Raw genomic sequence first — 23196 nt, 5'->3', positions numbered from 1 at the left:
GCACATGTCCCGGGAGGAGCTTGAGGCAGAGATCGAACAGATCCGATCTCTGCCGATCGATGAGGTCAGGGCGCTTTGGCGGCAAACATTCAAATCGCAACCGCCCGTCGCACTCGGGAAGGACATGTTGGGACGCATGATTGCCTACCACATTCAGGAGAAGGCGCTCGGCGGGCTCAGCCGGGCGTCGCTGCGACTTTTAGACGACTTCGAACGGGGCAAACCCGCGATCGAAACAGCCCATCGACGTTTAAAGCCGGGCACGGTTCTGGTTCGAGAATATCAGGGCGAGCGACATTCGGTTGTTGTGGCATCGGACGGATTCGTCTGGCGGGAGGAGACATATGCCAGCCTGTCGGTCGTCGCACGCCTGATAACCGGCACCAATTGGAATGGCCCAAAATTCTTTGGCATGCGGCTGAATGGCGGCAAAGCGGACAAGCCGGGGGCAGCTGTGCACAGCCCCTCTCGGCGCAGCAAAGTGCGCACGCAATGACACCCCAATCACCGAAACGGCAGCGCTGCGCGATCTACACCCGGAAATCAACCGAACATAACCTTGACCTCGAGTTCAACTCGCTGGATGCGCAGCGGGAAGCCTGTGAGGCCTATATAAAGAGCCAGGCCCATGAAGGCTGGAGACTCATCCCTGACCATTTTGACGATGGCGGGCTCTCCGGCGCATCCCTGAACCGTCCATCGCTGCAGCGGTTACTCAACGAAGTCAGCGACGGCAAGATCGATATCATCCTGGTCTATAAGGTCGATCGATTGACCCGCTCGCTTGCCGACTTCGCCAAGCTGGTCGAGCTATTCGATCAGCACGGTGTCTCCTTTGTCTCGATCACCCAGTCGTTTAATACTACAAGCAGCATGGGCCGCCTGACCCTCAATGTGCTGCTGTCATTTGCCCAATTCGAGCGAGAGGTAATTGGCGAACGGGTTCGAGACAAGATTGCGGCGTCCAAGCGGAAGGGCCTGTGGGTCGGAGGGCCTGTTCCGCTCGGCTATGCCACCGAGGGCAAGAAGCTGGTTGTAGCCCCTGTTGAGGCTAAAATCGTCCGTACGATTTTTGCCCTCTACCTTGAGGTCGATTCTGTCGCGGCCCTTGCTGAAATTCTGGAGCGCAAGGGAATTCGGACGAAAGTCAGGCCACTATCTAATGGAGAAAGCAAGGGCGGGATTTCGTTCGGGGTCGGTGCCCTCGCACACCTGCTCCGTAACCGGTTTTACATTGGCCAGATCGATTATCGTGGCGAGATCCATGCCGGGGAGCACGAGGCTATCCTGGACCGGCCGCTCTTCGATAGGGTCCAAGCCAAACTGAAGAAGAACGCGGTCGATCGTGCAATGCGTCTGAAGGGTTCGCCGGCGCTGCTGATGGGACGGATTTTTGATGACGTGGGCAATCGGATGACGCCGAGCCACTCCAACAAACGCGGCATACGATACCGCTATTACGTCTCGCATGCCGTGATCCAGGGACGCAGGCGTCAGGCCGGCACGGTCAGGCGTGTTCCCGCAGCCGAGATCGAAGATATCGTTTTGGGAGTAGTTCGGCAGAGTTTGGCGAGCCGCAGTCCGGAAAACATCCCCTCGGATCAGAGTGCTGTTGTTGCGCGGATCCACCAAATCATTGTGAAGCCAGAGGCCGTCGAGATTGAGCTCCTCGAGACTGAAACCACGTTAACGAATACAAGCTCCGAAAAGCAGAAGAGTAAGGAAGCTCCATCAGCAAACTCAAACACGATTACGATACCTTGGACTGCCCCCGCGTTCGTCGCGGTTAAAGGCATCGTTCACGCGCCTTCAACTAACAGCGCCACATTGACCCCGGACGCGCGCGATTTGCTCCTGGGCGCAATTGCTAGGGCGAGGCGCTGGATCGACGACATCACCTCGGGGAAGTTGAAATCATTCGACGATATCGCCAAGAAAGAGAGAAAAGTCGAACGTCATATTCGCCTGCTTGCACCTCTCGCCTTCGTCGCACCATCTATTGTCCAGTCCATCATCGAAGCAACCGCACCTGCCAACCTCACAGTTACCGAACTTGCGAAATCGTCCGTGCACTCCTGGTGCCGACAACAACACCTGCTCAAGGTAAGTCGGAAGCGCTAACCGGCATCGGCCAATGGTTTTGCGCAATCGCTTGCGCGCAAACGGCAAGGTCAGCCATTCTCTCGCAACTTGAAGCGCCGCGTTCCAACTCGATAACCCGTCAACTGCCTGTAATCTGCACTTCGAAACCGGTCTCTGCGCAATGCAAACCGGTCTCGACAATTGAACGGGTCAAAATTCGGATATTGAAAATCGGCCAGCTGAGATTCACGGGACAAAATGCCGAGCCTACCCCCGGGAAGCGCTGAAATCAGCCGCAGAGACTGCGCTTGGGCGCACTAACCTGCGGAAAAGTCACACGTTCTTAAACGCTAATCACTTTCACGACAGAGACTAGACTGCCTGGCTGGGGCGGGAGGATTCGAACCTCCGTATGGTGGAATCAAAATCCACTGCCTTACCACTTGGCGACGCCCCAATAACCTGTCCGGAAAGCGGCGGACCAGCCTGCCCGCGAATTCCCTCTGGCAACGCCGGTCTATAGAGGGAGTTGAGCCATTTCAACAGGCCGGAAGCGGAATTCGCTCCGAATCGAAGCCGGGGTTTTATCGCTTCGAAATGAGGCACTTCTCCACGCCATCCGGTCCCTCCTGCGCCTGAAAATGCGCTGTCTCCCCCTTCCCGTTCGGCCCGATTCAGCCATCTGAGAGTTGAGAGAACCGTGGTTTCGTGGGAAGACGGCAGCCTTAAGCGCCAATCCCCGAGCGAGGTACCGCCATGACCTATCGCGCGCCGATCAACGACATGCTGCTCGCCCTCAACCATGGCGCCGGCCTGCGGGCTGCCGTGAAGGCCGGCCATTACGGCGATTTCGACGCCGACATCACCGCGGCCGTGCTGGAGGAAGCCGGACGCTTTGCCTCCGACGTGCTGGCGCCGCTCAATCGCGTCGGCGACGAAAACGGCATCAAGCTCGAGGCTGACAAGGTGACCACCGCCCCGGGCTGGCCCGATGCCTACAAGCGCTGGACGGCGGCCGGGTGGAACGCGGTGTCGGGTCCGGAAGGGTTTGGCGGCCAGGGCCTTCCGCTCGCGATCAATGCCGCCTGCACCGAGATCTGGAGCGCGTCGAACATCGCGTTCGGCCTCTGCCCGCTGTTGACGCTGAGTGCGATCGAGGCGCTCGACGCGCATGGCAGCGATGAGCTCAAGAAAATCTATCTCGAAAAGCTGGTGTCCGGCGAGTGGACCGGCACCATGCAGCTCACCGAGCCGCAGGCCGGATCTGACGTCGGCGCTCTGCGCACCAAGGCTGAGCCGGCGGGCGATGGCACCTATCGCATCAAGGGAACGAAAATCTTCATCACCTATGGCGATCACGACATGACCGACAACATCGTGCATTTCGTGCTGGCGCGATTGCCCGATGCGCCCGCGGGCACCAAGGGCATTTCGCTGTTTCTGATCCCGAAATTCCTGGTCAACGCCGACGGCTCGCTCGGCGCACGCAACGACATTTACCCAAGCGGCGTCGAGCACAAGCTTGGCATGCATGCTTCGCCGACCTGTACCATGACGATGGGCGACAAGGGCGGCGCGATCGGCTACCTGATCGGCGAGGAAAACCGCGGCATGCTCTGCATGTTCACGATGATGAACCAGGCCCGGATCGGCGTCGGACTCGAAGGCGTGGGCATCGCCGACCGCGCCTACCAGCAGGCGCTGGCGTTCGCGCAGGAGCGGCGCCAGGGCCGCGCCATCGGCAAGCAGGGCGACGCATCGGATCCCATCATCGTGCACCCCGACGTCAAGCGGATGCTGATGCAGATGCGCGCGCTGACGGCGGCGGCCCGCACGATCTGCTACGCCACCGCGGTCGCGCTCGACGTGTCCGTGCGGGCCACCGATGCCAGGGCCCGCAGCGATGCCGCGGCCCGCGGCGCGTTGCTGACGCCGATCGCGAAAGCCTTCTCCACCGACATCGGCAACGAAGTTACTTCTCTCGGCGTGCAGGTCCACGGCGGCATGGGATTTATCGAGGAGACCGGCGCCGCGCAGCACTACCGCGATGCCCGCATCACCGCGATCTACGAGGGCACCAACGGCATCCAGTCGATCGACCTCGTCACGCGCAAGCTCGCGGTCAATGGCGGTGCCTCGGTGTGGGCCTTGCTCGACGAACTCAAGGCGATCGTCAGCCAGGTCGAGGGCTTGAACGATCCGGCGTTCGGCACCACCGGCCCGAAACTGCGCGACGCGCTCGGCTCGCTCGAGCGCGCCAGCCGGTGGCTGCTGGAGCGCGTCACCTCGGCGCCGAACGACGCGCTGGCCGCCGCGACGCCTTATCTGCGGCTGTTCGGATCGACACTCGGCGGCTGCATGCTGGCCGGCGAGGCGCTCGCCGCGCGCGATGCCGGCGAAGGCGAACCGCAGCGCTACGTCACGCTGGCGCGATTTTTTGCCGAGAATGTTACGGTGCAGGCGGGCGCGCTCGAGCGGACGGTGATGGACAGCGCGGAAGCCGTAAACGGCGCCGACGCGGTGTTGCTGGCGTAGCATTGTCGACTCTCTGTCGTCGTCTCCGCGAGAGCGAAGGCCGGGACGACGATGGAGTTTTCACGCGCGCCGACCGTCATTGGGCCAACGGGTCGCGTGAATGCGCAACCCGATGACAGGCTCCGCGAAGCAATCCATAGTCCCCAACCGTCATTCCGGGATGGTGCGCCAGCACCAGACCTCAGATGTGCCATTGCACATCGGGGAATCTCGAGATTCCGGGTTCGATGCTTCGCATCGCCCCGGAATGACAGTGCTGGATTCCTTCGTCGCCCCTTCCCGCGCGAGCCGTCATACTCCCCCACTGGTAATGCCGATTCAGACACACCTTCGCGATCTCGCCGCGCGTTTCGCGCGAGTTTTGCCAGAACGTTCCGCCCTGAAAACAGAGGGCGTGGGGAATGCCGGGCGCCCGATGCACCCGCAGCCTCGTGTGCGCTATTGGTAGTAAGTATGCACACGAGTATTCACAGCGAGCCATCGGAAATCACCCGACATTCCCGCACGCAATGGTTTACGGCTTATACCGTGCTCTCCCCGGTGATCGGCTTTCTTGCCACCGTCGTTACGCGGATTAATCCGCCAACTTGACACCAGCGTCGGGGTGTCAGGACCACACGTCTTCGCCGTCCGCTGCAAGCAACGCCCGTCAAGCGCGCCGCCGCGTCCACCGCATCCCGCCCCGCGTCCGTGACGTCGCGAGCCGCCCCTCTGAGTGGGACGGGACGGCAACAGACATACAACTGATTTGGGTCTTCTGAAAATCAGAAATATTTTTCAAAAGGGGCTGGACACGAAATCGGAAAGCACGCCCGTCGGGCAAATCACTTTGATCCTGTTCCACAAATCAGGAGCGCGCAGCACGTCAGCCCCGCAAGCGTGATCCCTCCGGTGGCCGGGTACCCCGCGATCAATCATTCGCTCCTCACGCTTGAAGCCGACGTTCCAAACATCTCGCAGGCGCAGTTTCAATATTGTGAGCAGCAGCCCCGAACCGACTGCACCAACCCGTGATATCATTCCGCTCGCGGCGCTCGTTTCGAAATGAAAGCCGCAGTAGTGCGATGCATTTCGCGGCTCCAACCACTTCGCTGCACTCGTCGGGCAAACTCTGGCCACGGAGAGGCATTCATGAAGCGACCATCAACATTGTCGAAAGCAGCACTGGGAATGGCGCTTGGCGTGCTGCTTGCCGGCCTGCCCCTCTCTGGCGCAGCCACGGCGACGCTTACCGAAAAGTCCGGCGTTGCTGACAGGCTCTACCGCATCGACTGCGGACATTCCCTGGCAAATGATGAATCTGTCTGGACGCCCGGAGAAAACATCGGGAAAAGCATCGAGTTCTCGTCGACCTGTTATCTCATTCGACACGGCGGCAGTTCGCTGATGTGGGATACCGGGGTGCCGGAAGCAACCATGGGCGATCCAAAGGGATGGTCGACCCTGCCAAAGTTAATCGTCTATCACCTCGACAGGACGATAACTTCGCAACTCGCGGAGATTGGTCTGAAGACAAGCGACATCGACTACGTTGCGATCTCTCATACGCATGGTGATCACATCGGGAATGTAAAACTCTTTCCGGATGCGACCGTCCTGCTGCAGCGAGCCGAATATGACTGGATCAACTCCGGCCCTCTGACCGATCCAAATCTGAACCAGCTGGTTATCCTGGCTCGCCAACTGATGGGGCAGCCAAAAAATCTCAAGCTGATCGATGGCGACCTCGACGTTTTAGGCGACGGCAGCGTCATTCTGATTTCAACCCCCGGACATACGCCGGGTAGCCAATCGCTCATGGTACACCTTGCCAACAGCGGCTACATCGTGCTGTCGGGCGATGTCGTTCACCTGCAGGAAAACTTCGAGAAGAACATCGTTCCGGCACTGAACGTGGACAAGGCACAGTCGCTGGCCTCGATGCAGAGGGTTCGCGATATCATGCAGAGCTACAACGCGAAGCTCTTCATAAATCATGACAAGGCGCAGGCGGACCGGCTGAAGCTGATCCCGGCGTTCTACGACTGAAAGGGCGGCCCACCGGCAAGCTCTTTCCTGATCGTCGCGCAACCCTCGAACACGCCAACCGCCGCCAGGAGCGGCGCGGCCGCGTCTCGCAGGATGAGGCGGCCGAACCGGAAACCGCTGCTACTGCACCGGCATCGGCGGACGCGGCACCGATGACAATTCCGGGTCGGGCTGCGGTTGAGTCGTGGCCGGTAGCGGTTCAGGTTGCCGCGGCGCGTAATAAGGTGCAGCGGCTGGATAAGATGCTGCGGCTTGCGGCAACGCGTGGGCCGCCGCGGTTTGCGGCAGCGGATATGGCGGCACCGGCTTGCGGGCTTGCGCGACGGCCGGTCGCCGCACAGGCGGCGATATCCGCGGCCGCGGGTTCTGTTCGGAAGCCTTGCCGGAAGCCTTGGCAATATCGAGGGACATCTGTTGCTGGCCGGCCTTGAGCTGGTCGATGCTGGCCTTGAGCTGCTCGACCTCCTGCCCCAGGCTTGCAAGATCGCGCGCCATCGACTGCGGCGACGGCGTGGTTTCGGGAGGGGGCGCGGCGGTGGCCGACGCGGCGCTTTCCGGTGCGGGGGCCGCGGCTTGCGTATCTGCGGTTTGCGCAGCTACGGCTTCCGGAGTCGCGGCTTGCGGATTCGCCGCCTCCACCGCGGCCGGCGCATCGGCAGGCGGTGCCGGTGGCGCGGAGAGTCCCAGCTTCTCCTGCAGCGCCGATGAAGTCAGGACCAGCTGCGGCACCCACTTCCCAATCACCTTCTTGGTCAGGCCGCCGCCAAACTGCCAGGCGAGCGCGGCAACCCCGATGCAGGCCGCCAACAGCAACGCCGTGAAGGCCCTTATCACCCGCTGGCCGAGCGAGCGCCGGCCCAGGATATCGTCGACGGCAGCCGGGCGAAACGTTATATCGACCGGCGGGACCGGTGGAACCGGTGGGTCAGCAGGGACCGGTGGGCTAGCAGGGACGTCGGATCCCGTGCCGGATTCTTTTTCTTTGGGCTTCTGCGCATCCGCAAGAAGGCGCGCGGCATCCTGCAGCACACTGGATAGCTGCTCATTGGCGGGCGCGACCGGAACGACATCCGAGCTGACCACAAGGACATCGTGCGGATCATCGGTTTGTTTCGACTTCAGCATGGAATCCATGGACGCTCCATATCCAATGTCACCCATAGGGCGACCGGCGGAATTACCCCAAGTCGACGACATCCTGCCCCACACTTCATCGCGGTTTGACGGAAGCATGGCGGTTCGATGGAGAGTATGGGGCAGTTGGTGGCGGGAGCTTTCGGGAACTCGTTGTTCACGGAACGCCAGACATCGAAAGAGGGGCGACTGCGAGCCTGTCAAGGCCTCATCCTGAGAGGGCGTGAAGCAAAGTGTCTCGTGTCCCGGACGCGGTGCAGCGTTCTTCACGCTGCGCCGCAGAGCCGGGACCCACGGGTACGGGTCCATCATGGACCCCGGATCAGCAGCGCACCGCTTCGCGCTACGCAGCGTCCGGGGCACGCCAAACCCTCATCCTGAGGAGCTTGCGAAGCAAGCATTTCGAAGGATGGATGCAACCAAGGGACTCGCGGCCTCCCTTCGAGACGCGCGCAAGAGCGCGCTCCTCCAGCGATAACGGCGAAGCCGTTACGCGGGGATGAGGCCGGAGATTATTCACGCCTCCTTTGCGGGCGATGACGATTGAGAATGTGATTTACCCGAGCGGCTTCAGTCCCGCCTCGATCTGCGCGCGCCGCGGCTCCAGGAACGGCGGCAGCGCCAGCTTTTCGCCGAGCGTGGCCATCGGCTCGTCGGTGGCAAAGCCGGGGCCGTCGGTGGCGATCTCGAACAGGATGCCGTTGGGCTCGCGGAAATACAGGCTGCGAAAATAGAACCGGTCGATCTCGCCGGAGTTGCGGATGCCGAGCTGGTTCAGCCGCTCCGTCCATTGATGATATTGCGTTTCGTCCGGGGTGCGAAACGCAACGTGGTGCACGCCGCCCGCGCCCTGTCGCGCCTCGTGCAAATCTTTCTGCTCGATCACATGCAACTCGGCGGCCGGGCCGCCCTCGCCCATCGCAAACACGTGAATCCGTCCCGGCGCGTTCGGGGCGGCGTAATCGCGCTCCCGGCGCATATTCATGACGTCCGTCAGCACCCGCTCGGTGCGCGCCAGATCGTGCACGTTCAAAACGATCGGACCGAGGCCGCGAATCTGGTGCTCGGCCGGCACCGCGCTTCTCTCCCACGGCGAGGCCGAACCAGCGCCGCCGTCATCGACCAGCACCAGCCGCTGGCCCTCGCCGTCCTCGAACGGCAGCGTCAGCCGGCCGTCGACTTCGGTGACGTCGCCGGTATGGCCGCCCGCCTGCTTGAGGCGGTCGCGCCAATAACCGAGGCTTTTCTCGCCGGCGACGCGCAATCCGGTGCGGGAAATGCTGTTGGCTCCACGCCGCTCGGGGGCTGCCGGAAAATCGAAGAAGGTCAGGTCGGAGCCGGGATTGGCCTTTCCGTCGGCGTAAAACAGATGATAGGCGCTGACGTCGTCCTGGTTGACGGTCTTCTTGACCAGCCGCATGCCGAGCAGGCCGGTATAAAACGCCAGATTCTCGCGCGGTTTCGCGGAAATCGCCGTCAGGTGATGTATCCCCGTCAGCTGCATCGCATAATCCTCGCGCGCGTCATTGAGTCACCGTTGAAAACCGGTGTCGCCGGTTTAGGGCGCCGGGCACATCATGTAGGATAGGATATCACGACTCGCCAGCGGCACCTTGGCCGCTCGAAGGACTGCACCATGACCGGGCATCTGATAGTCACCGACGAAGGCGCGGCGCGCATGATCAAGCTGCGACGGCCCGAAAAGAAGAATGCGATCACCCAGGAGATGTATCGCGGCATGAGCGAGGCGATCGATACCGCGCAGAACAACCCGGATGTCCGCTGCATCATCATCACAGGCGGCTCGGGCGTGTTCACCGCCGGTAACGATCTCGAGGACTTTCTGAAGGACGGCACCTCGAACACCGATACGCCGCGCGCATCCAACGCCATCAAGTTCCTCTATTCGCTGGCCCACAACGTCAAGCCGATCATCGCGGCGGTCGATGGGATCGCGATCGGTATCGGCACCACCATGCTGTTCCATTGCGACTATGTTCTCGCCAGCAACACGGCGACGTTCTCGACCCCGTTCATCCATCTTGGCCTGGTGCCGGAAGGCGCCTCCAGCCTGCTGATGCCGCGCACCATGGGACATCAGCGTGCGTTCGCGATGCTGGTGATGGGGCGTACGGTCAGTGCCGATGAAGCGCAGGTCGCCGGCTTCGTCAATGCGGTGGTGGCACCCGGTCACACCGAAGCCGAGGCCCGCAAGGTGGCGCGCGAGATTTGCGCGTTGCCGGCGGAGGCGGTCGCGATCTCGCGCAAGCTTCTGAAGCTGCCGCCCGAAGACCTGACCCGCAGGATCGATCAGGAGAGCCATTTGTTCGGGGAACGCATGCGCTCCAAGGAAGCGGTGGCCGCGTTCAAGGCGTTCTTTTCACGCAAGAAGGCGTGAAGTCCGGACGTCGCCAGGCTAATGCCGCTTTATGACAAAACCCGTCATGCCCGGCCTTGTGCCGGGCATTCACATTCTTGTAGCAGTTGCGCAGGAAGAACGTGGATGGCCGGGACGAAGCCCGGCCATGACGGATAGTGCCGCATCATGAGACATTCGCTTTGTCAGATACTCGTGGCCGCGGTGCTGGCGACGGGGCTCAACCCGACCCCGCGCGCCCTTGCCCAAACCGCGCCGGTCGAGTTGAGGATTCTGGCGATCAACGATTTCCACGGCAACCTGCGGCCGCCGGCGGGCGGCATCAGGATCGACGATCCCGCCGACAGAAGCAAAAAGATCAGGGTCGCGGCCGGCGGCGCCGAGCACATGGCGACGCTGGTCAATCAATTGCGCCAGGGTGCCAGGAACAGCATCTTCGTCGCCGCCGGGGATTTGATCGGCGCCAGCCCGTTTCTCTCGGCGATGTTTCACGACGAGCCTACCATCGAATCGCTGTCGATGATGGGGCTCGAGATTGCCTCGGTCGGCAACCATGAATTCGACGAGGGCAAGGACGAACTGCTGCGGATGCAGAACGGCGGCTGTCATCCGGTCGACAAATGTCAGGGGCCGCACCCGTTCCTCGGCGCGAAATTCCATTACCTTGCCGCCAGCACCGTCGACAAGAGCACCGGCAAGACCATCTTTCCGCCCTACGAGATCAGGGAATTTCAGGACATTCCTGTCGCCTTCATCGGCCTGACCCTGAAGGGCACGCCCGGCATCGTCTCGCCTGTGGGGGTAGCGGGTCTCGAATTCAAGGACGAGGCCGATACCGTGAATGCGCTGGTGCCGGAGCTGAAGGCGCGCGGCGTCGAGGCCATCGTTGTGCTGATCCATGAAGGCGGCTTTCCGACCGGCGATTATAATGAATGCCCTGGCATATCCGGTCCGATCGTCGATATCGTCAAGAAACTCGATCGCGCGGTCGACGTCGTGATCAGCGGCCACACCCACCAGGCCTATGTCTGCCAGATCGACGGACGGCTGGTCACCTCGGGCGACAAATACGGCACGATCGTCACCGCGATCGATCTGAAGCTCGATCCCGCAACCCGCGACGTCATCAGCGCCAGGGCCGACAACGTCATCGTCCGCACTGCGGCCTATGCCAGCGATCCCGAACAAACCGCGCTGCTTCAATCCTACGACAAATTTGCCGCACCGATCGCCAACCGCCCGGCGGGGTCGATCACGGAAAGCCTGTCGCGCGTGCCCGACGAAGCCGGCGAGAGCGCACTCGGAGACATCATTGCCGACGCCCAGCTGGCCGCGACCCGCGCGGGCGCCAATGGCGGCGCGGTGATCGCATTCAGCAATCCGGGCGGGATCCGCACCGACATTGCGAAGAAGCAGGACGGGACGGTGAGCTATGCCGACGTCTTCGCCAGCCAGCCGTTCCGCAATCAACTGGTCACGCTCACGCTGACGGGAATGCAGATCAAGGATATGCTGGAGCAGCAATGGCTCGATCCGAAGCGGCCGCGGATTCTGCAGGTTTCGAAGGGCTTCAACTACGCTTGGGACGGCGCCAAGCCGTATGGCGACCGCGTGGTGGCCGATCGCATGTCGCTGAATGGACAACCGATCGATGCCACGACCAGTTATCGCGTGACGGTGAACGATTATCTCGCGGTCGGGGGCGACGGCTTCACCGTCCTGAAGCAAGGGACTGCCCAGCGAGTAGGCGTCTATGACGTCGATGCCTTGTATGGCTATTTCCGGGCCAACAGCCCGATCGCACCCGTGACCGACCGCCGCATTGCGCGGATCAACTAAATGCAAGGTCATATGCGCGGCCCGGCTCTTTCCGAGCGGCCGGCGACCCCTTAAGTTAGCCGCTTCTCGAAAAGCGCGCCCGGCGCGCCAGGGAATTGCATGACGACACTTCTTCTTAGCCATCCGGCCTCTCTCGACCACGAAACGCCTCCGGGACATCCGGAACGTCCCGACCGGATGCGCGCGGTCAACCAGGTGCTCGCGGAAGATCGCTTCGGGACACTGGTGCGCGGCGAAGCGCCGGAAGGCAGCCTGGATTCGGTCACGCTCTGTCACAACGAGCATTATGTCGGGGAACTCCGGCATATCGCGCCATCCAGCGGCCTGATCTATCTCGACGGCGACACCTCGATGTCACCGGGCACTTGGGAGGCGGTGATGCGCGGCGTCGGCGGCGCGGTTGCCGCCACCGATGCGGTCATGTCGGGCGCCCACAACAATGCGTTCGTCGCGGTGCGGCCTCCAGGCCATCACGCCGAAATCAGCAAGCCGATGGGCTTCTGCTTTTTCGACAATGCCGCGATCGCCGCGCGTCATGCCCAGCGCAAATACGGTATCGCCCGCGCCGCGGTGGTCGATTTCGACGTCCATCACGGCAACGGCACCCAGGATATTTTCTGGGCCGACCCGACCGTGATGTATTGCTCGACGCACCAGATGCCGCTGTTTCCCGGCACCGGTGCCAGCGGCGAGCGCGGCGAGCACGACAACATCGTCAACGCGCCGCTGGCCTCGGAGGACGGCGGCGCCAAGTTCCGCGCCGCGTTTGAAAACGTGATCCTGCCGCAGCTGCGGAAATTCAGTCCCGAACTGATCATCGTGTCGGCCGGCTTCGACGCGCATTATCGGGATCCGCTGGCCTCGCTCAATCTCAAATCGGAAGACTTCGGCTGGGTGACGCGCAAACTGATGGATGTCGCCGATACCAGCGCGGAGGGGCGAATTGTCTCGGTGCTCGAGGGCGGCTATGATCTGCAAGGCTTGAAAGAGTCGGTCGCAGCCCATGTCACCGCGTTGATGGGCGCGTGACCTGCCGCCACAATCCGCCCGCATCATTCCTTGAGTCTGGTGTCCGCGAACAGCGCATCTGGAAAGCAATATGGCTGAAAATACCCAAACGGACGTCAAGAAGCTGAGCTTCGAGCGGGCGATCGAGGAACTCGAATCGATCGTCAAGCGGCTTGAGGACGGCAAGGTGCCGCTGGAGGAATCCGTCGCCATTTATGAGCGCGGCGAGTCCCTGAAACGGCGCTGCGAGGAACTGCTGCGGCAGGCGGAAGCGCGGGTCGACAAGATCACCACCGACGCCAACGGCCAGGTCACCGGTACCGAGCCACTGGACGTTCAATAATAACGGCCAACCGGACGCTGCGGCACGTCGCTCCCGGGCAACAGGTGAGAATATTAGGCGAATCCGGCGTCGGGCGACCCCGACGAAGGCTGAAATAGCTCTTGGCGCGTTACACGGGCTGATATAGTCCCGCGGGTCAGCCTGGGGATCAGCACTACGTGCGCGTTCAGCACCGCCATATCATCTATGTACAGGGGTACGATCCGCGCGGCCTTGCGCAGTATTACCGCATGTTCAGGACCGAATTGCGGAAGTTCGGCCGGCTGTACCAGCTCACCGCCAGCATCACCCGGCCGCAGGTGGCACCCGACGGCGAGACCGCCTCCTGGACCATCGAGACCAAGGCGGGCGACTGGCAGACCCGCACCAGCTACGATTTCCTGCGATGGGAAGACCTGATCCAGCGCGACCTTGCCGCGCCGATCTGGGGGACGGTTTTCCACGCCATGTGGATCTACTGGCGTCTGGTCTTCAGCGGCACGATCGCGCGGTTCTGGAAGGCGCATTGGCGGTTCGCGACCTTCATCACCTACCCGCATTTCCTGCTGATGATCGAAGCCCTGTGCGCCCTGGGCATTGCGTTCGCGTTCGAAAAAGGCCTGGAAGCGCTCGGCATTCCCTACCTGTTCAGCGTTGCCATCGCGGCGGCGCTCTTCGTCGCCGGGTTAGGCACCGCGCTGAAATACACGGAAAACCTGACCTATCTGCTGTATCTGCTGTCAGACACGATCTGGACCTGGGAATTCTCGCACCGCCAGCGGCCGGAATGGGACGAGCGCATCGACCGCTTTGCCCAATACCTCGCGAATGTCGCGCGCGAGAGCGAGGCCGAAGAGATTGTCGTCGTCGGTCACAGTTCGGGATCGTTTTTGGGGGCCGAGATCCTGGCCCGCGCGCTCCAGCTCGATCCGGCGCTCGGGCGCCACGGCCCGCGTATCGTCCTGCTCACGATCGGCGGCAATTTCCCGATCGTCGGATTTCATGCGGTGTCGCAGGATTTCCGCGATCACCTTCGCCTGCTGGCGATCGAGCCTTCGATCGACTGGATCGACTGCCAGTCGCGCAAGGATGTAATGAACTTCTTTCCATTCGACCCGGTGACCGGCCACGGCATTGACGTCGGCGCCATCAGGCGCAATCCCACCATCGTGCCGGTCCGGTTCCGCGAAATCATCAAGCCCGAGCACTACAACCTGTTCCGCTGGAAGTTCTTTCGGGTCCATTTCCAGTTCGTGATGGCCAACGAGCGGCCGCACGCCTACGATTTTTTCATGATCGTCTGCGGGCCAATCCCGTTGAGGGAACGCATGGCTCGTCCCGAGGCGGCGCTGGTGATCGCGACCGGTGACGACGCAGCCCGCGAATGGGCCTGGAAAAGGCTCGAAACAGCCAGTGCCCCCCGTCCGGATGCCGCCGAATTAGGCGAAATGGAACCATCGGCCCGCCTCAGCGGTTAAGACCGGCCTTCAATCCGCCATCGTCGGTGGCGGGCGGCCATTCCTGCGGGTTGGCTTTGGCTGCGGCTTTGGTGTAATGCTTAGAGGGCTATGGGCTGGTGAAGGCGGCCTGCCGAAATTTCTCCATGGTGGTAAGCGCTTCAAATAGCTAACAAAAATGACCGAGAAGGGTGAAACCGCCAAAGTGATGCATATCACACTGACCGATCCGGCGCGCATCTAGGCTTATGTATCAGGCTTCGGCCTGCTCAGGTGGCATCGGGCGTCTGGGTTTTCGCTGCGCTGATACCGCGCAACCCATCTCACGTCGGGCGGATCGTCCGACATGCAAAATTGGAATATCGCCGTGACCGTATTTAGTAAAACGCCGCTTCTCGATACCATCCGCACCCCGGACGATCTGCGCCGGCTCAAGGTGGACCAAATTCGGCAAGTCGCCGACGAGTTGCGTCAGGAAACCATCGATGCCGTCTCCGTGACCGGCGGGCATTTCGGCGCGGGCCTCGGCGTCGTCGAACTGACGACGGCCCTGCACTACATATTCGACACCCCGCGCGACCGCCTGATCTGGGACGTCGGCCACCAGGCGTATCCGCACAAGATCCTGACCGGCCGTCGCGACCGGATCCGTACCCTGCGCACCGGCGGCGGGCTGTCCGGTTTCACCAAGCGGACCGAAAGCGATTACGATCCGTTCGGCGCCGCCCACTCCTCGACCTCGATCTCGGCCGCCCTCGGCATGGCCGTGGCGCGCGACCTAAGCGGCGGCAAGAATAATGTCATCGCCGTGATCGGCGACGGCGCGATGTCCGCGGGCATGGCCTACGAGGCCATGAACAACGCCGGCGCGATGAATTCGCGGCTGATCGTCATTCTCAACGACAATGACATGTCGATTGCCCCACCGGTCGGCGCGATGTCGGCCTATCTGTCGCGGCTATACTCCGGCAAGACCTACCGCTCGCTGCGCGACGCCGCAAAACAGATCAACAAGCGCCTGCCGAAAGTGCTGGCTGACCGCGCCAACCGTGTCGAAGAATATTCGCGCGGCTTCATGGTCGGCGGCGGCACGCTGTTCGAGGAGCTCGGCTTCTATTATGTCGGCCCGATCGACGGTCACAATCTCGACCATCTCCTGCCCGTCCTGAAGAACGTCCGCGACATGAAGGACGGCCCGATCCTGGTGCATGTCGTCACCCAAAAGGGCAAGGGCTACGGCCCGGCGGAAGCCTCCGCCGACAAATATCACGCGGTGGTGAAATTCGACATCGCCACCGGCGCCCAGGCCAAGGCCAAGCCGAACGCACCGGCCTACCAGAACGTGTTCGGCCAGAGCCTCGTCAAGGAGGCCGAGAAGGACGAGAAGATCGTCGGCATCACCGCGGCGATGCCGTCGGGAACCGGGATCGACATCTTCGCCAAGGCCTTCCCCGACCGCACCTTCGACGTCGGCATCGCCGAGCAGCATGCGGTGACGTTCGCGGCGGGTCTGGCGACCGAGGGCTTCAAGCCGTTCTGCGCGATCTATTCGACCTTCCTGCAGCGCGGCTATGACCAGATCGTCCACGACGTGGCAATCCAGAGCCTGCCGGTGCGCTTTGCGATCGACCGCGCCGGCCTGGTCGGCGCCGACGGCGCGACCCATGCCGGCTCGTTCGACAATGCCTATCTCGGCTGCCTGCCCAATTTCGTCATCATGGCGGCGTCGGATGAAGCCGAACTGGTGCACATGGTTGCGACCCAGGTCGCGATCAACGATCGCCCGAGCGCGGTTCGCTATCCGCGCGGCGAAGGCCGCGGCATCGAGATGCCCGAAGCCGGCGTGCCGCTGGAGATCGGAAAGGGCCGCATCGTTCGCGAGGGCAGCAAGATCGCATTGCTGTCGTTCGGCACCCGTCTTGCCGAATGCGAGAAGGCGGCGGACGAACTGGCTGCGCACGGTCTGTCCACCACCATCGCCGACGCCCGCTTCATGAAGCCGCTCGACGTCGACATGGTTCTCGAGCTGGCGCGCGAGCACGAAATCCTGCTCACCGTCGAGGAAGGCGCAATCGGCGGCTTCGGCTCCCATGTCATGCAGACGCTGGCCGAACACGGCATGCTCGATGGCGGGCTGCGGATGCGCTCGATGGTGCTGCCCGACGTGTTCCTCGACCACGACTCGCCGAACGCGATGTATGCCCGCGCCGGGCTCGACGCCAAGGGCATCGTTGCCAAGGTGTTCGAAACCCTCGGCAAGGATTTCAAGGCCGAAACGGTCAAGCTGGCCTGACGCCAGTCCAGCTGCCGAACTCGGGTAAACCCGAGTTCGGCAGACGTATCCCGGAATGACAAAAGTTTACCTGGCCGGTCCCGACGTTTTCCTGCCCGATGCGGTTGATATCGGGCGGCGCAAGGTCGAACTGTGTACGCGACATGGTCTGACCGGCCTGTATCCGCTGGACAATGCCATCGACCCGGCAGCCAGCGACGCCTCCTTGCGGATATTTCGCGGCAACCAAGCCATGATGATCGAAGCCGACGCCGTCATTGCCAATCTCACGCCGTTTCGCGGGCCGGGCGCGGACGCAGGCACCGTCTACGAACTCGGCTATATGGCCGGACGCGGCAAGCTCTGCCTGGGCTATTCCAACGATCCCACGTCCTATGCCGATCGGATGCGTCGCTTCACCGACGTGCATTCACGCGATGGAGGTCTGGTCGATGCGTCCGGACTGACCGTCGAGGATTTCGGACTGACCGACAATCTCATGATGATCCATGCGCTCGATCTGCACGGCTGCCCGCTGGTGACGCCGCAGCAGGCGCCCGCCGACATCTGGCATGATCTGGGCGCGTTCGAGACTTGCGTGCGCTTGGCGGCCGAGCGGCTGGCCGCGCCGCACGCTCAGGCATCGGGTTGAACTTGGCCAGGCGCAGCCACAGCGTGCCCCCTTCCCGCAAGCGTGCGGACGTGCTGCTGGTCGAGCGCGGCGTGTTCGAGAGCCGGGCGCGCGCGCAGGCCGCGATCGAGGCGGGCCTGGTCACGGCCAATGACAAACAGGTCCTCAAGCCATCCGAGACCATTGTCGCCGACGCCGTGCTGCAGGCGCAGTCCGCGCATCCCTTCGTCTCGCGCGGCGGCGTCAAACTGGCGGGCGCGCTCGAGCAATATCCCATCGACATCGAGGGTCACGTCTGTCTCGATGTCGGCGCATCGACCGGCGGCTTCACCGAGGTACTGCTCGCCAACGGCGCCAGTCTGGTGTTTTCAATCGATGTCGGGCGCGATCAGCTGCATCCATCGCTGCACGAACATCCCAAGATCGTTTCCATGGAGGAAACCGATATCCGCAGTTTTGAGGGCAAGCGCCTGCCGATGCGGCCGGACATCGTCGTCATCGACGTCAGTTTCATTTCACTGAAAGCCGTGCTGCCGGTGGCGCTGTCTCTGGCGGCCGCGCCGATGCAGTTGCTGGCATTGATAAAGCCGCAGTTCGAGGCACCGCGAAAATATTCGAGGCGCGGCATCATCCGCAATGCGATGGTGCACCAGGAAATCTGCGACGACATCGCGGCGTTCGCGGCCTCGCTCGGATGCACCGGCATCCAGGTGTTTCCGTCCTCGATCACGGGCGGCGACGGCAATATCGAGTTTTTCATCGGCGCGCGCCGTGATTGAGCGCCTCGTCATCGATCGCGTCGGTCATCTCGGCGACGGCGTCGCGGCTGCCGACGGGCAGGCCGTGTATGTGCCGTACACGTTGGGCGGCGAGACCGTCGAAGTCGAACCCGTATCCGGCCACCATCCCGACCGCCGCCGCCTCCTGCAGGTCGAGATCGCAAGCCCGGAACGGATCACGCCGTTTTGCCCGCATTTCGGAATCTGCGGGGGTTGCGCGATCCAGCATTGGGAAGACGAGCGCTACCGCGCCTGGAAGCGCAATGTCGTCGTCGAGACGCTGGCACAGGCGAAGCTCGCCTGTGAAGTGGATCCGCTGATCGACGCGCATGGCCTCGGTCGCCGGCGGATTACGCTGCACGCCCGGATGGGCACACACGAGGTGCTGAAGGTCGGTTTTGCGGCGGCCAATTCGCACGACATCGTTCCCGTCGATCGCTGCCCCATTCTCGATCCCGGCCTGGGCGGCGCGCTCGATGCGGGATGGGCGGTTGCCGAGCCGCTGATATCGGTCGGAAAGCCGCTCGACATCCAGATCACGGCCACCGACAACGGCCTCGACGTCGACGTGCGCGGCTCGGGGCCGCTGCCGTCAGCCATGATCGCCACGTTGTCCGAGGTAGCCGAGCAACATCGGCTGGCGCGACTGACGCGCCACGGCGAACTGGTGCTGATGCGGACGCCGCCAACTATTGTGATCGGCGCCGCGCGGGTTACCTTGCCGCCGGGTTCGTTCCTGCAGGCCACCGTCGCCGGCGAGCAAAGGCTGGCTGCGCTGGTATCGGAGCATTGCAAGCGCGCAAAGCACATCGCCGATCTGTTCTGCGGGGTCGGACCGTTCGCGCTACGGCTGGCGGCAAAGGCGCGGATTTCGGCGTTCGACAATGATGCGGCTGCGGTAACGGCGCTGCAGAAGGCGGCGACATCGACGTCCGGCCTGAAGCCGGTCAAGGCCGAGACCCGCGACCTGTTCCGGCGTCCGCTGATGCCGCAGGAACTGCGCGACTACGACGCGGTCGTGTTCGATCCGCCGCGGCAGGGCGCGCAGGCCCAGGTCCGGCAAATCGCGGCGAGCAAAATTCCCGTGGTGATCGCGGTGTCATGCAATGTCGCAACGTTTGCACGCGACGCGCGGATACTGATCGATGGCGGCTACAGGATCGAAGGCGTGACGCCGGTCGACCAGTTCCGCCACACCCCGCATATCGAACTGGTGGCGCGGTTTGTGCTGAAACGTTGAACCTCCTTTGCCGCCAGGTGACATACGCAGGTGGAGGGCTCACGGGCGCGGTCTGTCGCCACTCTGATCGGGGCGGCCGCCTGCCCAACGGTATTCAGGGAGGCCATCATGGACGTCAATCCCGACAAACTGAACGCCTTTGTGGGAAAAATGGTAGGCGACATCGGCACTGCGATGAATGCATCGCTGATGCTGATCGGCGACAAGCTCGGCCTCTACAAGACGCTCGCCGCGAAAGGCCCCATGAAATCTTCGGAACTTGCGCAGGCCACCGGTACCAGCGAGCGCTATGTCCGCGAATGGCTCGCGGCGCAGGCCGCGTCAGGCTATGTCGAATACGATGCCGCTTCGGGCAAATTCTCGATGCAACCCGAGCAGGCTATGGCGCTGGCCGATGAGGACAGTCCTTTTTTCATGGGTGCGGTTGGCAACCTGGTGGCGGCGACGTTCCTCGACGAACCGAAGATCTCTGACGCATTCCAAACCGGCAAGGGTGTCGGCTGGAACCGGCGCAGCGAGTGCCTGTTCTGCGGCACGGCGCGCTTCTTCCGCACCGGCTACAAACACCATCTGGTGCAGGAATGGCTGCCGGCGCTTGATGGCGTTGTCGACAAACTCCAACGCGGCGCCAAGGTCGCCGACGTCGGCTGCGGACATGGTGTGTCGACGCGGCTGATGGCGGAGGCCTTTCCAAACTCCCGCTTCTTTGGATTCGATTATCACCCCGGCTCGATCAAGACCGCGCGCCAGACGGCAAAGGATGCCCGGCTTGGCGACCGGGTGCACTTCGACGTCCAAACGGCCAAGAGCTATCCGGCTGATGACTACGACCTCGTTTGCTTCTTCGACTGCCTGCATGACATGGGCGATCCGGTCGGCGCGATGAAACATGTGCGCGAGACCATGGCCGCCGACGGCACCTGCATGCTGGTCGAACCATTTGCCAACGATCGCCTGGAGGACAATCTCAATCCGATCGGGCGCATTTTTTACGCCGCTTCAACGGTGATCTGCACGCCCGCTTCGCTCGATCAGGAAGTCGGCATGGCGCTCGGCGCCCAGGCCGGCGAGGCGAGGCTTCGCGATGTGGCCAAACAAGCCGGGCTGACGCAATTCCGCCGCGCCACCGAAACACCGTTCAATCTGATATTGGAGGCGCGGGTCTAACGCCATCGGACACGTTCACCTGCCCCAGCGGTCCTGCCAGATCTTCTCGCCGATCAGGCAGGAGACCCGCGGCTCCTTTTCGGCCACCGGGACGATGCGACGCTCCGGCGTGCGGCCGGCGACTTCGAGCAGCAGTTTGCTCCGAATCGCCTCCTTGAACTTGTCGCGATCCTTGATCGGCACCACGAAGGAACCGGGGCCGCCGATGACGCAGTCCTCGTAATAGAAATCGAGGTTGTCGATGTCCATGGTCGAATAGGACGGCTCCTTCACCATGATCGGAAGGCCGTTGATGACGATGCCCTTCGCCAGCGCCGCTTCGCGCGCGCCGGTGACGGGCGCGCCGTTATTGTTGGGGCCGTCGCCGGAAATATCGATGACGCGCCTTGCGCCGTGATAGGGATCTTCGTCGAACAGCGGCATCGCGAAATTGATCGCGCCCGAGATCGAGGTGCGCGACGCCCGGCGGATCGGCGTTTTCAGGATCTCGCTGGCGACTGCGTCAGCGGTTTCCGGGCCGTCGATCACCCGCCAGGGAATGATGATCTTCTGATCGTTCGAGGCCGCCCATTCGAAATAGGTCACCGAAATCTTGCCGTTCGGAAGGCTCTTCAGCGCCTGCAGAAATTCCTTCGAGACGATGGCCTGCGCATAACCTTCGCGCTGTACCGCCAGCTCGTCCATATCCATCGAATAGGAGACATCGACGGCGAGAATGAGCTCGATGTCGACCGCCGCTGCATTGTCACTGGCGTCCGGCACCTGACTTCCCGAGTTCGGCGCGGCAATGCCCGCACCACCACCCGCGGCCATCGCGCCTGCGATGAGCACCGCCCCGATCGAGACACACCAGCGCATCAGCTGCCCTCCCGTCGCCTGATGCGATGGTGACACGCAAACTGCGTCACGAAAAGCAGGAACATGGATTGCCGTTCACATTCGGGTTAGCCCAACGGCTGCCATAATTTCACGCGGTCCCTGCTTCGGACGCCAAAGCGAACGATTTTGCGGCATCGGATTCCCGTGCAATACAGCTTGCTCAATGCGAGGGGGGAATCATGTTTCGTATCGGCGTCGCGTGCGTCGTGCTGTCGGTAATTTCCGGCGGCGCCATGGCTGAAGCGCCGGCCGAGCGGGGCGGCTATCTCGTCAACACCATCATGGCCTGCGGCAACTGCCACACCCCGCGCGATACCGACGGCAAGACGATTCCCGAGAAGGCGTTTTCCGGCGGCATGATATTCACGACCCCGGCTTTCATCGCTACCGCGCCGAACATCACGCCGGACGTCGAAACCGGAATCGGAAGCTGGAGCGATGCCGAGATCAAGCGTGCGCTGGTGCAGGGAATGCGCCCGGATCATGGCCGCCTCGCCGGCGCGCCGCTGGCGGCTATCATGCCGGCCAATTTCTACAAGGCGTTACTGCCTGATGATCTCGACGCCATCGTCGCGTACCTTCACACCATCAAGCCGATCCGGAACGAGGTTGCCGACCCGGTCTACAAAGCCCCGGCGCGCCGCGATCCCTATCCCGACGCCGAGGCCGGATTCAGCAAAACCATGTTTGTCGAGCCGGTCGGCCGCGGCGCGTATCTGGTCACCATCGGCCATTGCATGGAGTGCCATAGCGCGTGGTCGCGCGGCGTATCGGATTTCAAGAACGGACTGGGCCGCGGCGGCAGGATTTTTCCGGCGCCGGACGGATCGCCCGGCAGCATCGCCGCCAATATCACCTCCGATCCGACCGCCGGCATCGGCGGCTGGACCGATCGGGAAATCGCCCGGGCCGTCACCGAGGGCATTGGGCGCGACGGACGGAAGCTCAGGCCGCCGATGGCCTACGGCTTCTATGCGGGGCTGAAACAAGCCGATCTGGCCGATATCATTGCCTGGCTGCGCACCGTGCCGCCGCTGCAATGAAGCCATCGCGACTTGCGGGTTTCGCGACCGGCCGGGAAGTTGTAAGTTTCGCAATCTCGGCCGTCACGTCAGGAGGGTGCCGCCGGAATGATCGACGCCGTCACCAAGCCACGAACCAAGGTCAATGCCAAGACCGAACGGCCGCGCCTGCACAAGGTCATCCTGGTCAATGATGATTTCACGCCGCGCGAATTTGTCGTCACCGTCCTGAAGGCGGAATTCCGCATGACCGAGGACCAGGCCCACAAGGTCATGATAACAGCGCACCAGCGCGGCGTCTGCGTGGTCGCGGTCTTCACCAAGGACGTCGCCGAGACCAAGGCAACGCGGGCGACTGACGCCGGCCGCGCCAAGGGCTATCCGCTGCTGTTCACCACCGAGCCCGAGGAATAGACGGGCCGCC

At 62.6% G+C, this 23196-nt stretch carries 19 protein-coding genes and 1 tRNA gene; 16 read left to right on the top strand and 4 right to left on the bottom strand.

The window, feature by feature from the left end:
* Positions 1-4 precede the first annotated feature (4 nt).
* Entirely contained in the window at positions 5-496 is a 492-nt protein-coding gene (locus B5527_RS09390; RefSeq protein ID WP_079601039.1) for a DUF2924 domain-containing protein, read from the top strand.
* Entirely contained in the window at positions 493-2121 is a 1629-nt protein-coding gene (locus tag B5527_RS09385) for a recombinase family protein (protein ID WP_079601038.1), read from the top strand. The genes B5527_RS09390 and B5527_RS09385 overlap by 4 nt, the downstream gene beginning before the upstream one ends.
* Positions 2122-2464: 343 nt before the next feature.
* Here B5527_RS09385 and B5527_RS09380 read toward each other — a convergent pair.
* Positions 2465-2539, bottom strand: a tRNA-Gln gene (locus B5527_RS09380).
* Between the two features lie 299 nt (positions 2540-2838).
* Here B5527_RS09380 and B5527_RS09375 point away from each other — a divergent pair.
* On the top strand, positions 2839-4617 hold the full coding sequence (locus B5527_RS09375) for an acyl-CoA dehydrogenase (protein WP_079601037.1): 1779 nt from the start codon (positions 2839-2841) through the stop codon (positions 4615-4617).
* A 1131-nt stretch (positions 4618-5748) separates the two neighbouring features.
* On the top strand, positions 5749-6645 hold the full coding sequence (locus B5527_RS09365; protein ID WP_079601035.1) for an N-acyl homoserine lactonase family protein: 897 nt from the start codon (positions 5749-5751) through the stop codon (positions 6643-6645).
* A 120-nt stretch (positions 6646-6765) separates the two neighbouring features.
* On the opposite strand, the gene B5527_RS09360 is transcribed toward B5527_RS09365, so the two are convergent.
* Together B5527_RS09360 and B5527_RS09355 are read right to left on the bottom strand one after the other, a co-directional pair.
* Positions 6766-7779, bottom strand: a complete 1014-nt coding sequence (locus B5527_RS09360; protein ID WP_079601034.1) for a hypothetical protein — start codon at positions 7777-7779, stop codon at positions 6766-6768.
* Positions 7780-8335: 556 nt separating this feature from the next.
* Complete coding sequence (locus B5527_RS09355; protein WP_079601033.1) at positions 8336-9283, bottom strand: ring-cleaving dioxygenase; 948 nt, start codon at positions 9281-9283, stop codon at positions 8336-8338.
* Positions 9284-9415: 132 nt separating this feature from the next.
* Between B5527_RS09355 and B5527_RS09350 the strand changes: the two genes are divergently transcribed.
* The 10 genes from B5527_RS09350 (at position 9416) to B5527_RS09305 (ending at position 20871) form a co-directional block, all read left to right on the top strand.
* Positions 9416-10177: a crotonase/enoyl-CoA hydratase family protein gene (locus B5527_RS09350; protein WP_079601032.1), complete on the top strand. Its 762-nt coding sequence runs from the start codon at positions 9416-9418 to the stop codon at positions 10175-10177.
* Between the two features lie 147 nt (positions 10178-10324).
* The gene (locus B5527_RS09345) at positions 10325-11995 is read left to right on the top strand and encodes a bifunctional metallophosphatase/5'-nucleotidase (RefSeq protein WP_079601031.1); all 1671 of its coding nucleotides are present in this window, start codon (positions 10325-10327) and stop codon (positions 11993-11995) included.
* 99 nt (positions 11996-12094) lie between these two features.
* On the top strand, positions 12095-13024 hold the full coding sequence (locus tag B5527_RS09340; RefSeq protein ID WP_079601030.1) for a histone deacetylase family protein: 930 nt from the start codon (positions 12095-12097) through the stop codon (positions 13022-13024).
* Positions 13025-13094: 70 nt separating this feature from the next.
* Complete coding sequence (locus B5527_RS09335; protein ID WP_079601029.1) at positions 13095-13346, top strand: exodeoxyribonuclease VII small subunit; 252 nt, start codon at positions 13095-13097, stop codon at positions 13344-13346.
* Positions 13347-13504: 158 nt separating this feature from the next.
* Complete coding sequence (locus B5527_RS09330; RefSeq protein ID WP_079601028.1) at positions 13505-14803, top strand: alpha/beta fold hydrolase; 1299 nt, start codon at positions 13505-13507, stop codon at positions 14801-14803.
* 325 nt (positions 14804-15128) lie between these two features.
* A complete protein-coding gene (gene dxs, locus B5527_RS09325) occupies positions 15129-17075 on the top strand; it encodes a 1-deoxy-D-xylulose-5-phosphate synthase (RefSeq protein ID WP_079601027.1) in 1947 nt (648 codons plus the stop codon).
* A gap of 55 nt (positions 17076-17130) precedes the next feature.
* A complete protein-coding gene (locus B5527_RS09320; RefSeq protein WP_079601026.1) occupies positions 17131-17706 on the top strand; it encodes a nucleoside 2-deoxyribosyltransferase in 576 nt (191 codons plus the stop codon).
* A gap of 23 nt (positions 17707-17729) precedes the next feature.
* Positions 17730-18464, top strand: coding sequence for a TlyA family RNA methyltransferase (locus tag B5527_RS09315; RefSeq protein WP_172842521.1), 735 nt, complete (start codon positions 17730-17732; stop codon positions 18462-18464).
* A complete protein-coding gene (locus B5527_RS09310; protein ID WP_079601024.1) occupies positions 18457-19704 on the top strand; it encodes a class I SAM-dependent RNA methyltransferase in 1248 nt (415 codons plus the stop codon). Before B5527_RS09315 ends, B5527_RS09310 begins: the two co-directional genes overlap by 8 nt.
* A gap of 108 nt (positions 19705-19812) precedes the next feature.
* Complete coding sequence (locus B5527_RS09305) at positions 19813-20871, top strand: class I SAM-dependent methyltransferase (protein ID WP_079601023.1); 1059 nt, start codon at positions 19813-19815, stop codon at positions 20869-20871.
* A 15-nt stretch (positions 20872-20886) separates the two neighbouring features.
* On the opposite strand, the gene B5527_RS09300 is transcribed toward B5527_RS09305, so the two are convergent.
* Positions 20887-21729: a DUF1194 domain-containing protein gene (locus B5527_RS09300; protein ID WP_079601022.1), complete on the bottom strand. Its 843-nt coding sequence runs from the start codon at positions 21727-21729 to the stop codon at positions 20887-20889.
* 200 nt (positions 21730-21929) lie between these two features.
* Between B5527_RS09300 and B5527_RS09295 the strand changes: the two genes are divergently transcribed.
* Complete coding sequence (locus tag B5527_RS09295; RefSeq protein ID WP_079601021.1) at positions 21930-22793, top strand: c-type cytochrome; 864 nt, start codon at positions 21930-21932, stop codon at positions 22791-22793.
* Between the two features lie 87 nt (positions 22794-22880).
* Positions 22881-23186, top strand: a complete 306-nt coding sequence (clpS, locus tag B5527_RS09290; RefSeq protein WP_079601020.1) for an ATP-dependent Clp protease adapter ClpS — start codon at positions 22881-22883, stop codon at positions 23184-23186.
* Positions 23187-23196: the final 10 nt, after the last annotated feature.

Source organism: Bradyrhizobium erythrophlei (assembly GCF_900129425.1).
Lineage (GTDB): Bacteria > Pseudomonadota > Alphaproteobacteria > Rhizobiales > Xanthobacteraceae > Bradyrhizobium > Bradyrhizobium erythrophlei_C.
This window is presented reverse-complemented; position numbering and strand designations above follow the sequence as displayed.

Coding starts and splice junctions, on each gene's coding strand:
- B5527_RS09365 (WP_079601035.1), top strand. CDS start 5,749: ATGAAGCGACCATCAACATTGTCGAAAGCAGCACTGGGAATGGCGCTT.
- B5527_RS09350 (WP_079601032.1), top strand. CDS start 9,416: ATGACCGGGCATCTGATAGTCACCGACGAAGGCGCGGCGCGCATGATC.
- B5527_RS09335 (WP_079601029.1), top strand. CDS start 13,095: ATGGCTGAAAATACCCAAACGGACGTCAAGAAGCTGAGCTTCGAGCGG.
- B5527_RS09375 (WP_079601037.1), top strand. CDS start 2,839: ATGACCTATCGCGCGCCGATCAACGACATGCTGCTCGCCCTCAACCAT.
- B5527_RS09340 (WP_079601030.1), top strand. CDS start 12,095: ATGACGACACTTCTTCTTAGCCATCCGGCCTCTCTCGACCACGAAACG.
- B5527_RS09385 (WP_079601038.1), top strand. CDS start 493: ATGACACCCCAATCACCGAAACGGCAGCGCTGCGCGATCTACACCCGG.
- B5527_RS09320 (WP_079601026.1), top strand. CDS start 17,131: ATGACAAAAGTTTACCTGGCCGGTCCCGACGTTTTCCTGCCCGATGCG.
- B5527_RS09355 (WP_079601033.1), bottom strand. CDS start 9,283: ATGCAGCTGACGGGGATACATCACCTGACGGCGATTTCCGCGAAACCG.
- B5527_RS09390 (WP_079601039.1), top strand. CDS start 5: ATGTCCCGGGAGGAGCTTGAGGCAGAGATCGAACAGATCCGATCTCTG.
- B5527_RS09295 (WP_079601021.1), top strand. CDS start 21,930: ATGTTTCGTATCGGCGTCGCGTGCGTCGTGCTGTCGGTAATTTCCGGC.
- B5527_RS09305 (WP_079601023.1), top strand. CDS start 19,813: ATGGACGTCAATCCCGACAAACTGAACGCCTTTGTGGGAAAAATGGTA.
- clpS (WP_079601020.1), top strand. CDS start 22,881: ATGATCGACGCCGTCACCAAGCCACGAACCAAGGTCAATGCCAAGACC.
- B5527_RS09345 (WP_079601031.1), top strand. CDS start 10,325: ATGAGACATTCGCTTTGTCAGATACTCGTGGCCGCGGTGCTGGCGACG.
- B5527_RS09300 (WP_079601022.1), bottom strand. CDS start 21,729: ATGCGCTGGTGTGTCTCGATCGGGGCGGTGCTCATCGCAGGCGCGATG.
- dxs (WP_079601027.1), top strand. CDS start 15,129: ATGCAAAATTGGAATATCGCCGTGACCGTATTTAGTAAAACGCCGCTT.
- B5527_RS09360 (WP_079601034.1), bottom strand. CDS start 7,779: ATGGATTCCATGCTGAAGTCGAAACAAACCGATGATCCGCACGATGTC.